Origin of the sequence: Achromobacter arsenitoxydans SY8 (assembly GCF_000236785.1) — a bacterium.
Taxonomy (GTDB): Bacteria; Pseudomonadota; Gammaproteobacteria; order Burkholderiales; family Burkholderiaceae_B; genus Achromobacter; species Achromobacter arsenitoxydans.
In genome coordinates, this window is record NZ_AGUF01000085.1 from 17,012 (window position 1) to 30,711 (window position 13,700).

Sequence of the window (13,700 nt, forward strand, 5' to 3'; positions counted from 1 at the left end):
GGCGGCGTTGTGCTGCCCACTGTCTGGTGGGTTTCAGGGTCGACAGGTCCTGGCCGCGCAACGGGAAGCGCGCGGCGCACGTCGGGTCGGCAGCTCCGCCGCTAAGGAGCGTTGCATTCTAGTAAGGCGGGGAGGTTGGCCGTGAGTGGAAAGATCAGCAAGACCTGGCTGGCGGTAGCAGGTGTCGCGGTGTTGGCCGGCGCCATCGGCGTGGGCTGGTGGATGGGCAAGGAGCGCCAACCGGTGAATCCGGCGCCCGCTCCGGTCGCGCAGGCAGCGGCGGGCGCCGCTCAGCAAGCAGGCACGCCGGCGTTGCCCGCCAGCGCCGTGGTCGGCAACGCCGATCCTTTCGCGGCCTTGAACTGCCAGCCGCGTCAATTTAACGACGCGCTATCTCTGGCCGTGACCTTCACCCAGCCGGTCGATGCCAAGGCCAATCTGGATTCCTTCCTGCAGGTCACGGACACGGGATCGACCGTCGGCAAGTCCGACCAGGACAGCGAATCGGCCGCCTCCGCGGGCCAGCAGCCGGCCTCGGTCCGGCCGGGCGATTCCGCGCCCAAGGGCAAGATCGTCAAGGGCAACTGGGTTGTCGGCGACAACCCGCGCGTCGTCTACTTTCCTTACGTGCAGCCGCAGCGCTCCTACTCGATCACGGTGCGCTCGGGCCTGCCCGGCGCAGGCGATAAGGTCGCGCTGGCCGAAGCCTCGCATTGCGACGTCAGCACGCAGGCCATGCCGCCTTCGTTCTATTTCGCCAGCCGCGGCGTGGTGCTGCCGGCCGGCCAGAATGGCGGCCTGCCCGTCGCCACGGTGAACGTGCCCGAGGTGGACGTGCAGTTCCTGCGCGTGTCCCCCGAGCGTGTGCCCGAACTGTTTGAAACCGTGCTGGGCGTCGGCCGCAGCGCCGCCCAGGCGGAAGACGATGACGGTGGCGACTATGACGAAAACGACTGGCGCTACGCCGGTAACCGCAGCCTGAAGGGCTCGGTCAGCAATTGGGATCTGGACCGGCTCAACACGCTCACGACCAGCGTCTACCAGGGCCGCTTCGTCACCGACGACAAGCCCAATCGCCGCCACGTCACGTTCCTGCCGGTCGAAGGCATCAAGGAATTGCAGGAGCCCGGCATCTACGTCGCGGTCATGAGCCAGCCCGGCCGTTTCCGATACGAATACCAGGTCACGTATTTCTATGTCAGCGACATCGGGCTGCATGCGCGTCGCTACAGCGACCGCATCGAGGCCTATTCGGTGTCGTTGAAGTCGGGCCAGGCGATTTCTGGCGCGGTGTTCGAACTGGTGGACGGCGCGGGCAAGTCGCTGGCCAAGGCCGCCGCCGATGCGCAGGGCCACGTCCGCTTCGATGGCAGCTTTGCCAACGCGCGGGTCATTCGCGCGTCGCGTGACAAGGAAATGACGGTCCTGGCGTTGGGCGAACCCGCGCTCGACCTGTCCGAATTCGACACCGGCGGCCACGCATCGCGCGCCAATAATCTTTTCGTCTATGCCGGCCGCAATCTCTACCGCCCCGGCGAAACCTTCAACGTGTCGGTGCTGCCGCGCGACCTGGACGGCCGCGTCCTGACGCCGTCGCCCCTGACCGCAACCCTGAAGCGTCCCGACGGCCGCACCGTCCAGACGGCGCTGTGGCAGCCCAGGAAAGATCTGCCCGGCTATGTCGAGCGCGCGATCGACCTGCCGCTGGACGCGCAGACCGGCACGTGGCTGCTGGAGCTGCGGGTCGATCCCGCCTCGAAAGCGGCGGACGCGTCCTGGAAATTCCAGGTCGAGGAATTCCTGCCCGAGCGCATGAAGATGACGCTGACGTCCGGGCAGCAGGTGCTGTCGCCCAACGAGGAACTGACGGTGGACGTGCAGGGCGACTACCTGTACGGCGCGCCCGCGGCGGGCAATCGCCTGCTGGCGACGTTCCAGGTCAAGCGCGACCGATATGCGCTGGCCCAGCAATGGCCCGGCTTCATCTTCGGCGACGTGGCGGACGACACGCGCCGCAGCTTCGGCGAATTGCCCGAGGCGGCGCTGGACAGCAAGGGCTACGCCCAACTGGAAGTCAATCCGAACGCGGACGGCGCGCATTCGCCGATGAAGGTCCGGGTGTCGGCCAGCCTGCTGGAATCCGGCGGCCGCCCGGTAGTGCGTTCGATCGAGCGCAGCGTCTGGCCCGCCAGCAAGCTGATCGGGGTGCGGCCGCAGTTCGACAGCGACGTGACCCGCGAAAGCGCGCCCGCCGCCTTTGAAGTGATCCGCGCGAACGCCGATGGCAAGATCGAACCGCTGGCCCAGGCCCAGATGCGCCTGTTCCGCGAAGAACGTCAGTACTACTGGCGTTTCGACGATCAGCGCGGCTGGAACAGCGGCTATACCGAGACCGAGGAACTGGTGGATTCGCGCGAGATCGCGCTGAAAGACCGCACCCAGCTCACCGTGGCGGTCAAGTGGGGCCGCTATCGCCTGGAGATTTCCGATCCGGAAACCGGCGAAACCATGCGCTACCGCTTCTATGCGGGCTGGAATGCTCAGGACGCCGATGCCATGGGCAATCGGCCGGACCGCGTGCAGATGAAGCTCGAGGGCGTGCCGGCCAAGCCGGGCGACAGCGTCAAGCTGACCCTCACGCCGCCGCATGACGGCCAGGCGCTGATCACGGTCGAAGGCGACCGCATGCTGTGGTCCAAGTGGGTCGCGGTGAAGGCGACCGGCACGGAAGTCGAGATTCCCGTCGACAAGGACTGGAAGCGCCACGACCTGTACGTCGCCGCGGCAGTGTTCCGCCCGGGCAGCGAGGGCGACCGCGTCACGCCGGCCCGCGCGCTGGGCCTGGCTTTCCTGCCGATCGCCAGCGCCGACCGCAAGCTGGACGTCAAGCTCACCGCCCCGCAGAAGGTGGTGCCCGAGACCAAAACGACCGTGCGCGTCAAGGTGGACGGCGCCCAGGGCAAGCAGGCCACCGTCACGCTGTCCGCGGTGGACGTCGGCATCCTGAACATCAACCAGTACGCCACGCCCGATCCGCTGGACTACTTCTTTGGCAAGCACCGTTACGCGCCCGAACTGCTGGACATGTACGGCAAGCTGATCGAGAAGATGGACGGCACCAAGGGCAAGCTGAAGTGGGGCGGCGACGCCGCGATGCGCGGCGACAGCAAGAGCCTGCCCAAGAAGGTCAAGCTGGTGGACTTGTTCTCCGGCCCGGTGGCGCTTAACGCTCAAGGCGAGGCGGACATTCCGCTGGACCTGCCCGACTTCAACGGCACGCTGCGCCTGATGGCCGTGGCCTTTACGCCGGACAACTACGGCAGCACCGACGCCGAAATGGTGGTGGCGGCCCCGATAGTGGCTGAACTGAATACCCCGCGCTTCATCACGCCGGGCGACCAGGCCGCCATCGCGCTGGACGTGACCAACCTGAGCGGCGCCGAACAGAAGGTGTCGGTCAAGCTGGAAGCGCTGGATCCGCTGGCCATCATCGACGGCGTGCGCACCATTACCCTCAAGGACAAGCAACGGACCACGCTGCGCTTTACCGCGACCACCACGGGCTCGTACGGCCTGGGCCTGATGCGCCTGACCGTGGACGGGCAGGGCGGCGCCAAGCCGGTGCATATCGTGCGCGAATCGGTGCTGCAGGTGCAGCCTGCCCATGCGCCCGAGCGTCAGGTTCGTCGCCTGCGCCTGAACCCCGGCGAAACGCAGTCGCCGCAGGCCTCGTGGGTGGCGTCCTACTATCCGGATTCCACGACCGTCAGCCTGACGGTGTCGAACCGCCCGCCGTTCAACGTCAACCGTCTGGTCGAGGGCCTGCTCAACTATCCGTACGGATGCACCGAGCAGACCATCAGCGCGACCCTGCCGTGGGTGATGCTGGACGAAGACGCGGCCAAGCAGTTCGGTCTCAAGCCGCGCACGCAGGCTGAACGCGAGGCCAAGGTGGCGGGCGCGCTCGGCCGCCTGGCAGGCATGCGCAACGCCGTGGGCTCCTATAACCTGTGGAGCAGCTCGTCGTCTCGCGACGTGTGGCTGACGGCCTACGCCGTGGGCTTCATGCAAGATGCGCGCGACAAGGGCTTCGAGGTGCAGGAAGCCACGCTGGACCGTTCCCGGACCTGGCTGCTCGAACAGGTGCAGCAGGGCACGGGCGGCTTCGGCACGTGGTCGGCAAACCTGCGCCGCAACGTCGACGCGGGCCGCATCGACAGCGGCGACGCCAACATCCTGCGCGAAGACCACCGCCGCTTTGCCGGCCTGGCCACCGCCGCGCTGGTGCTGGCGCGCGACAAGAAGGCGCCGCTGTCGACCGTGCGCCAGATCTTCGACAACTACCAGGAGCGCGCGCGCTCGCCGTTGCCGCTGGTGCAGCTGGCCGCCGCCTTCAAGCTGATGGGCGACGAAGGGCGCATGAAGCAGGCGCTCGATCTGGCGATGAATCGCGCCTACGGCATCAACATCAACAACCGCAACAGCGCCTACTACGACGAGTGGATGGGCGACTACGGCAGCAGCGTGCGCGACTATGCGCTTGCCTATGCGCTGGTCGACCAGTACGAGCTTCGCCACGAGCGCAGCGAGAATCTGCTGACGCAGCTGTCGAGCCGCCTGGGCAACCGCTCCTATCTGTCCACCCAGGAACAGATGGCGTTGTTGCTGGCAGCCCGCGCCGCCGGCGGCAGCAAGAACACGCCGTGGGAAGCGGCGCTGACGGTCAACGGCCAGCGCAAGCCGCTGTCGGGCGGCAAGAGCGACCAGACTGTGGCGCTGACGGCGGCCGACCTGGCGAACACGCAGCTCCAGAACACGGGTAGCCAATCGCTGTTCGTCGAATACGACATCCAGGGCAGCCCGACCGCCACGCCCGCGCCGCGCAACGACGTCATCCAGCTCAAGCGCGGCTGGTATCGCCCGGACGGCAAGCCTTGGGACGGCGGCACGTTGCAGACCGGCGATATGCTGGTGGTGTGGGTGCAGGCCAGCGCCAATCAGAATATCCCTGACGGGCTGCTGGTGGATCGCGTGCCGGCCGGTTTCGAGGTCGAGAACCTGAACCTGTCGCAAAGCCCCGAGATGCAGGATTGGAGGATCGGCGGACGCCGCGTGGCCGACGCCATGTCCGATTCCAACATCAAGCATCGCGAATTCCGCGACGACCGCTACGTGGCCGCAGTGTCGCTGGGCCGCGGCAAGGTGGACGTGTTCTATCTGGTGCGTGTCGTCACGCCGGGCCGCTATGCGGTGCCGTCGACGGTGGCCGAAGACATGTATCGCCCGGAAATCCGGGGTGTAGGTGAGCAATGGAGCACGGTCGAAATCCGGGATCGCGGCGCCAAGCGTCCTTGAACCCCGATGTCGCTGCAACGGCGGGCGCCGCGCGCGCCCGCCGCTGGCGGCGGCGCGGGATCCTCGCGGCCAGCGCGTTGTCAGCGCTGGCCGCGTTGCTATTCGCGCTGGATCGCCTGTATCCGCTGCCGCCCATTGATTCGGGCGGGGCGGCGGTGGTCGTCGCCGACGACGGCACGCCGCTGCGCAACTATCCCAGCCGCGACGGCATCTGGCGCTACCCGGTCACGCCGGACCAGGTGTCGAAACCGTATCTGGAAACGCTGCTGACCTATGAGGACCGCTGGTTCTACTGGCATCCCGGGGTGAACCCGGTGGCGCTTGCGCGCGCGGGCTGGCAGTGGGCCACCAACCGCCGGATCGTGTCGGGCGGATCGACATTGACCATGCAGGTGGCGCGGCTCATCGACCCCCAGCTTGCCGGCAAGCCGTCGCGCTCGATGTCCGCCAAGCTGCGTCAGGCCTGGCGGGCCGTGCAGCTCGAGATGCACTACAGCAAGGATGAAATCCTGTCGCTCTATCTGACGCATGCCCCCATGGGCGGCATCGTGGAGGGGGTGGAGATGGGATCGCGGCTCTGGCTGGGCAAGCCGGCCCGCGACCTCGGTCCGGCCGAGGCCGCCATGCTGACTGCTTTGCCGCAGGCGCCTTCGCGGCTGCGGCCCGACCGCCATCCCGAAGCCGCGCAGGCCGCGCGCGACAAGGTGCTGGACCGCATGGCCGAACTGGGCCGCTGGACGCCGGAAAAAGTGGCGGACGCCAAGATCGAAACGGTGATCGCTCCGCCGCTGCGGGCGCGTTGGCTGGCGCCCCTGGCGGCGCAGCGGCTTCTGCAGGAGGCGGGCGCCGCGCCCGGCGCGCGCCGTCCGGGCGTGCGGCCGCCGCTGGTGACGTCCACGCTGGACGCGGATATGCAGGCCTCGGTGGAGCAAATGCTGCTGGACCGGGTCGATGGTCTGCCGCCTAAGGTGTCGATGGCGGTGTTGGTGATGGACAACGACAGCCTGGAGATCAAGGCCTACGCGGGGTCTGCGGACTTCTCCGACGATACCCGCTACGCCCATGTGGACATGGTGCGGGGCGTGCGGTCGCCGGGTTCCACGCTCAAGCCGTTCCTGTATGCCCAGGCCCTGGACGAAGGGCTGATCCATTCGGAAAGCCTGCTGATCGACGCGCCGATGTCGTTCGGCGGCTACGCGCCGGGCAATTTCCAGGCGGCTTTCTCCGGCCCGATCAGTGTGGCGCAGGCCTTGCAGCGGTCGCTGAACGTGCCGGCGGTGGACCTGCTGGACCGCGTCGGCCCCGTCAGTTTTGCCTCGGTCATGCTGTCGGGCGGGGTCAAGTTACGTTTGCCCGCTGGCGCGGAACCGAATTTGAGCTTGATTTTGGGCGGGGGCGGCACCACATTGGAAGAACTGGTCGGCGCTTATCGCGCGCTGGCCCGTGGCGGCGTCTCGGGGCGGCCGCGGCTCAGGGCGGAGCAGCCCAGGGTCGAGTCCCGTATGATGAGTCCTGGTGCGGCCTGGATCGTTCGAGATATCCTGGAAGGCGGCGGTCACCCCGACCGCCCGTTCTATCAGCCGGGCAGTCCCGGGCGGCAACTGGCCTGGAAAACCGGGACCAGTTTCGGATTTCGGGATGCCTGGGCCGTCGGAGTGACCGACAGATGGACGATCGGCGTCTGGGTAGGACGCCCGGACGGCACGCCGAACCCGGGGTTTTTCGGGGCGAATGTGGCGGCGCCGCTACTGCAGGACATCGTGTCGGCGTTGCCGGAAGGCGCCCAGCAGGTCCGCGTCAAGCCCGAAACGGTGCAGGCGGCCGTGACGTGCTGGCCCTTGGGTTACCGGCTGGGTAGCGTGCCCTCGGGAACGTGTCCCGAACAGCGTGCGGCCTGGACGCTCAACGATACGGCGCCGCCGTCGTTCGCGGGCTACGCCGATGCCGCCAAGGGGCCCTTGCGCCTGGGGGGCGTCGCCAGCGGCTCGGTGCTGCGGCCCGTGCCCGGCATGCGCCAGGTGGCGGTGGACGTGGACGTCCAGGGCGCAGAAGGCGAAGTATGGTGGATGCTCGATGGCCGTGTCGCGAGTCACGGTCAGGCGGGTCATCCGTTTAATTTGGTGCTGGCGCGGGACGGTCGGTATACGCTAACCGTCATGGATACACATGGCCGCCACGACAGCGTGGTTTTTGAAATCGCTGGCGTTACGCCATGATCGGCATAGAATATGAATCGTGTATTTGCCCGCTTCGATGCGTTACGGAGGAAGCGTGATTTCTCAAGAGCTTGAAGTCAGCCTGCATATGGCTTTCGTCGAGGCCCGTTCGGCCCGGCACGAATTTATTACCGTCGAGCATCTGCTGTTGGCGTTGCTCGACAACGCTTCGGCAGTCGAGGTTCTGCGCGCATGCGCCGCCAACCTTGACGACTTGCGCCGCAACCTGCGCCAGTTCGTTTCGGAAAACACTCCGGTGATTCCCAGCGGCGCCGAAGTCGACACGCAACCGACATTGGGTTTCCAGCGCGTTATCCAGCGCGCGATCATGCATGTTTCGGCCGGCGGAACGGGCAAGAAGCCCGTTACCGGCGCCAACGTGCTGGTGGCCATTTTTGGCGAAAAAGACTCGCATGCCGTTTATTACCTGCAACAGCAGGGCGTGACGCGGCTGGACGTCGTCAATTTCCTGTCTCATGGCATTACCAAACAGCCGCAGGTGGAGTCCGCCGCCGTGCAGAAAGAGCAACAGCCTAATGGCGAAGAGCAGGGCGACTCCCGCCAGTCGCCGCTGGATCAGTACGCCACCGACCTAAACGCCGCCGCGCTTGCGGGCCGCATTGACCCCCTGATCGGCCGCGAGCACGAAGTCGAGCGCGTCATCCAGGTGCTGTGCCGCCGCCGCAAGAATAATCCGCTGCTGGTCGGCGAAGCCGGTGTCGGCAAGACCGCCATCGCCGAAGGCCTGGCCTGGCGCATCACGCGCGGCGAAGTGCCCGAAGTCCTGCAGGCCGCCCAGGTCTATTCGCTGGACATGGGCGCGCTGCTGGCCGGCACCAAGTACCGCGGCGACTTCGAACAGCGCCTGAAGGGCGTGCTCAAGCAGATCCGCGGCAACCCCGACGCCATACTGTTCATCGACGAAATCCATACGCTGATCGGCGCCGGCTCGGCCTCGGGCGGCACGCTGGACGCCTCCAACCTGCTCAAGCCGGCTTTGTCGTCCGGGCAGCTCAAGTGCATCGGCGCGACCACCTACACCGAATACCGCGGCGTCTTCGAAAAAGACCACGCCCTGTCGCGCCGGTTCCAAAAGATCGACGTGCCCGAACCCAGCATCGAACAGACCGTGCAGATCCTGCGCGGCCTGAAGAGCCGCTTCGAAGAGCACCACAGCGTGCGCTATTCGGCTGCCGCGCTGTCGGCCGCCGCCGAGCTTTCGGCCCGCTTCATCAATGACCGCCATCTGCCCGACAAGGCCATCGACGTCATCGACGAGGCCGGCGCCGCCCAGCGCCTGCTGCCGCGTTCGCGCCAGAAGAAGGTGATCGGCAAGGTCGATATCGAGAACATCGTCTCCAAGATCGCGCGCATTCCGCCGCAGTCCGTCTCCAACGACGACCGCAGCAAGCTCGCCACGCTGGACCGCGACCTGAAAACGGTGGTGTTCGGCCAGGACGGCGCCATTGATGCGCTGTCGGCCGCCATCAAGATGGCGCGCTCGGGCCTGGGCAAGCCGGAAAAGCCGATCGGCGCCTTCCTGCTGTCGGGTCCCACCGGCGTGGGCAAGACCGAAGTCGCCCGCCAGCTCGCCTTCACACTGGGCGTGGAACTGCTGCGCTTCGACATGTCGGAATACATGGAACGCCACGCGGTGTCGCGCCTGATCGGCGCGCCGCCGGGATACGTAGGGTTCGACCAGGGCGGGCTGCTCACCGAGGCCATCACCAAGCAGCCGCATTGCGTGCTGCTGCTCGATGAAATCGAAAAGGCGCACCCGGATGTCTTCAACATCCTGCTGCAGGTCATGGACCACGGCACCCTAACCGACAATAACGGGCGCAAGGCCGACTTCCGCAACGTCATCCTCATCATGACGACCAACGCGGGCGCCGAGACCTTGAATCGTCCGTCGATCGGATTTGCGAATTCGCGCATGGTGGGCGACGAAATGGCGGAAATCCGCCGCATGTTCACGCCTGAATTCCGCAACCGCCTGGACGCGATCATCCCCTTCGCCTCGCTGAACCACGAAGTCATCATGCGCGTCGTGGACAAGTTCCTTATGCAGCTGGAAGACCAACTGCATGAGCGCCGCGTGGAAGCCGTCTTCACCACGCGCCTGCGTGAACACCTTGCCAAGGAGGGGTTCGACCCGCTCATGGGCGCGCGTCCCATGCAACGCCTCATCCAGGACACCATCCGGCGCGCGCTGGCCGACGAGCTGCTCTTCGGCAAGCTGGTCGACGGCGGTTCGGTCACCGTGGACCTGGACGAGTCGGGCAAGGTTACGCTGGACTTCGACGACAGCGGCAAGCCGCCGTCATCGGACGCGCCGGACAAGCAGGAAGTCGAACTGGTCGACTAATCTGATGACCGCGGACCGCCAGCCGCTGATCGAGTGCGAACACTGCGCGAGCATTTATCGCCGACATCAGCTTGAACCTGGCGAGACCGCCAATTGCGCCCGCTGCGGCGCCACCCTGTGGCGCTACAGCGGGCTTACTTTGTCCAATTGGCTGGCGCTCGCCATCTCCGCCCTGATCGTCTTCGGGGTGGCCAACGCCTACCCGGTCGCTTCGATGTCCGTCCAGGGCATGGTCCAGCAGGCGTCCTTGCTGGATGCCATTTCCATCACCTGGCGCCAGGGGCACTGGGTGGTCGCCGTCATGACCGGCCTGGCCGGCTTTGGGCTGCCGCTGCTGCAGCTCTCGGTGTTGCTTTGGGTCCTGGGGCCGCTGTCGCAGGGCCGTGAACCGGCCGGCTTTCACGGCGCCATGCGGCTGCTGGGCTTGCTCAGGCCGTGGTGCATGGTCCCGGTGTTCCTGCTGGGCGTGCTGGTGGCCGTGGTCAAGCTGGCGGGCATGGCGGCCGTATCGCCGGGCATCGGACTGGGCGCGTTCGGCGTCCTGACCATTCTGCTGACCATGCTGGGCCGCCTGTCGCCTCACGTGATATGGCGCTACGCCGAAAGCGTTGACGTGGTGCCCGTGCATGTGCCGGAGGCCGGGCCGGACGTGGTCCTGACCAGTTGCCACGTGTGCGGGCAGGTACAGGCGCTTCCACGCGACGCCGATCCCGAAGCGCACCATCATTGCGTGCGATGCGACGCGGTGGTGCACTTGCGCAAGCCGGATCACCGGGCACGCGCCTGGGCGCTGCTGCTTGCCGCCGTGGTGTTCTACATACCCGCCAATGTGCTGCCGGTGATGCAGGTAAGTTCGGTGCTGGGCGACAGCGCCCACACGATCCTGGGCGGCGTGGTGGAACTCTGGGAAATGGGTTCCTGGGATATCGCCCTGATCGTCTTCATCGCCAGCGTGGCGGTGCCGCTGACCAAGCTGCTTGCGCTTATTCTGTTGCTGCTGACGGAGCAGTGGCGCAGCACGACCAACCTGCGGCCGCGCACGCGTCTGTATCAAATGGTGGAATTCATCGGCCAGTGGTCAATGCTGGACGTATTTGTCGTTATATTGCTGGCGGCGCTGGCCGATTTTCAGGGCTTGATGGAAATCAGCGCGGGCGCAGGCGCCGCCGCGTTTGGCGTCGTCGTGATCCTGACCATGTTGTCGGCCATGAGCTTCGACCTTCGCCGCAGCTGGGACCTTGAAGGCCAGAGCGAAATCGAATCAGCGCCGGTGCAGGCCCGGCGTTCGCCGGCGCAGGTCGCCGGCAAGGAAATGGGCTAGGAAGGCCGTTATTCCCCGCTCAATAAAAGGAAGAGTAGATGTCCGAGCAAGCACCCGGATCTGGTGAAGAGAAGTACGCGTCGCCCTCGATCTCGCGCAAACAGAAAAGCCGGGTCTCCTGGATCTGGCTGGTGCCTGTGGTTGCCGCGCTGATGGGGCTGTCGCTGGTCGTTCGGACGTGGATGCAGGCCGGACCCGATATCTCGATCTCCTTCAATACCGCGGAAGGCCTTGAGGTCGGCAAGACCCAGCTCCGCTACAAGGACGTGAACATCGGCACGGTCAAGTCCATCGGATTCAATAGCGACCGCAGCAAGGTGGTCGTGCAGGCCGAGCTGGCCAAGGAAGTGTCCGACCTGGCGCGCGAAGGCACGAACTTCTGGGTCGTGCGGCCGCGCCTTGACGTCAGCGGCGTGTCCGGCCTGGGCACGCTGTTGTCCGGCGCCTACATCGGCGTGGATGCGGAAGAGGGTAAGGGCGAGTCCAACAGGGCCACCAAGCGCAGCTTCGAAGGGCTCGAAGTCCCGCCCGCCGTCACGCATGACCGCGCAGGCAAGCGCTTCAAGCTCCGGGCCTCCGACCTGGGGTCGCTGGATATCGGTTCACCGGTGTACTTCCGCCGCATCAACGTCGGCCGCGTGATCGGCTATGCCCTGGACAAGGACGGTGCCGCCGTGAATGTCGAGGTGTTCGTCGATGCGCCCAACGACCGGTTCGTCACCAACGGCACGCGTTTCTGGAACGCCAGCGGCGTGGATTTCAGCGTCAACGCGGACGGCCTGAAGGTGCGCACGCAGTCGCTGGTGTCGATGGCCGTGGGCGGTGTCGCCTTCGAGCCGGTGCAGACCGTCCGCGACGGCGGCGCGCAGGCGCCGGCCGATTCCAATTTCGACCTGTACCCTACCGAGGCGGCCGCCAAGGCCAATCCCGACGGCGAAGCCTTCCCGATCCGCATGCGTTACGACCAGTCCATCCGCGGCCTGGCGGTCGGCGCGCCCATTGATTTCAACGGCATCACGCTGGGCAACGTCACGCAGATCACGCTGGACTTCGATCCGGAATCCAAGCGCTTCTATTCGCTGGTGGACGCCACGCTGTACCCGGAACGCCTGGGACGGGTGTACGAAGAAGTGCGCGAGCGCGCCCTCAAGGACGGCGATGTGGCGGGCGGCCGCCTGCTGGGCGTCATGATCAAGCACGGCTTGCGGGCGCAGTTGCGCACCTCCAACCTGCTGACCGGCCAGCTCTACGTGGTGCTGGACGACTTCCCCAATGCCAAGCCGGTCGAATTCAAGATGTCCGAGCCCGCGATGATTCCGACGGTGCCGGGCAATCTGGACCAACTGCAGCAACAGGTCAGCAACATCGTCGCCAAGATCGAGAAGATTCCGTTCGACAAGATCGGCGACGACCTGCGCACCACGCTGGCCAGCACCTCCAAGCTGATGAACCGCCTGGACAAGCAGGTGGCGCCCGAAGCGCAGAAGGTGCTCAAGCAGGCCAAGGAGTCGATGGCGAACATCAATTCGATGCTGGCCTCGGACGCGTCGCTGCCGGTCAACGCGGAAAAGGCGATGCAGGAACTGAGCCGTGCGGCGCGCTCGCTGCGGGCGCTGGCCGACTTCCTGCAATCCAATCCCGAAGCCTTGCTGCGCGGCCGGGGCGAGGATCCGATCCCCGGCGCTGGCCCTGTCAGGAACTAGATGCCCATGAAAAGCCGATTCTCACGCTGCGTCCGCGTCGCAACCCCGTCCCCGATGAATGGCGCGTCGCGGCCGCGAGCCGCTCTGGCGGCGCTGGTCCTGGCCGGGGCGCTGGCGGCCTGCGGTTCGTCGCCGCCCGTGCATTACTACACGCTGCAAACGCCCGCCGCAGGCCAGGCGGCGCAGGGCGCTCCGGCCGCGTCCTTTCTGATCGAGGTGCTGCCGGTCTCCATTTCGACCCAGGCCGATCAGCCTCAACTCATGGTGCGCACCGGCGACGGCAGCGTGTCGGCCCTGTATTCCGAGCGCTGGAGTTCGCCGTTGGGCGATGAGCTGCGGGGCGCCTTGTCGGACGCCTTGAAACGCGAGCTCGGCGCGCTGGACGTGCAGGTGGTCAAGCCCGGCCCGGGAGCGCCCGTCTGGCGCGTGCAGACTGACGTGCAGCGGTTCGAGCTGGTGTCCGGCAGCATGGCGCAGCTGGACGCGACGTGGCGGGTGCGTCCGGTCAATATGAAGGGCTCGGGCCTGCTCTGCCGCAGCGTCGTCACCGAACCGGTGTCGGATGACGCGGTGCCCAGCCTGATCGCCGCGCAGCAGCGGGCGGTGGTCAGCCTGGCCGGCGCGATGGCCTCGGCTATCCGGGGGCAGTCGCCTGCCGGCAGCGCCTCGGTACAGATGATGGGATGTTCCGCGCTGAAGGACTGAATTTAGGTCGGTACGGGATAAACCCCGCGATC

Annotated in this window: 6 protein-coding genes; all 6 read left to right on the plus strand. The window is 66.4% G+C overall.

Going from position 1 to position 13,700, the window contains the following annotated elements:
* Positions 1-141: 141 nt before the first annotated feature.
* The 6 genes from KYC_RS25770 to KYC_RS25795 are packed head-to-tail and all read left to right on the plus strand — an operon-like array spanning position 142 to position 13,668.
* On the plus strand, positions 142-5,355 hold the full coding sequence (locus KYC_RS25770) for an alpha-2-macroglobulin family protein (protein ID WP_420796128.1): 5,214 nt from the start codon (positions 142-144) through the stop codon (positions 5,353-5,355).
* The gene (pbpC, locus tag KYC_RS25775) at positions 5,310-7,571 is read left to right on the plus strand and encodes a penicillin-binding protein 1C (protein WP_238531995.1); all 2,262 of its coding nucleotides are present in this window, start codon (positions 5,310-5,312) and stop codon (positions 7,569-7,571) included. Before KYC_RS25770 ends, pbpC begins: the two co-directional genes overlap by 46 nt.
* 55 nt (positions 7,572-7,626) lie before the next feature.
* The gene (gene clpA, locus KYC_RS25780) at positions 7,627-9,939 is read left to right on the plus strand and encodes an ATP-dependent Clp protease ATP-binding subunit ClpA (RefSeq protein WP_008168041.1); all 2,313 of its coding nucleotides are present in this window, start codon (positions 7,627-7,629) and stop codon (positions 9,937-9,939) included.
* A gap of 4 nt (positions 9,940-9,943) precedes the next feature.
* Positions 9,944-11,260, plus strand: a complete 1,317-nt coding sequence (locus KYC_RS25785) for a paraquat-inducible protein A (RefSeq protein ID WP_008168043.1) — start codon at positions 9,944-9,946, stop codon at positions 11,258-11,260.
* Positions 11,261-11,298: 38 nt separating this feature from the next.
* Positions 11,299-12,963, plus strand: a complete 1,665-nt coding sequence (locus tag KYC_RS25790; RefSeq protein ID WP_008168045.1) for a PqiB family protein — start codon at positions 11,299-11,301, stop codon at positions 12,961-12,963.
* 54 nt (positions 12,964-13,017) lie between these two features.
* Entirely contained in the window at positions 13,018-13,668 is a 651-nt protein-coding gene (locus KYC_RS25795) for a PqiC family protein (RefSeq protein ID WP_008168047.1), read from the plus strand.
* Positions 13,669-13,700 lie beyond the last annotated feature (32 nt).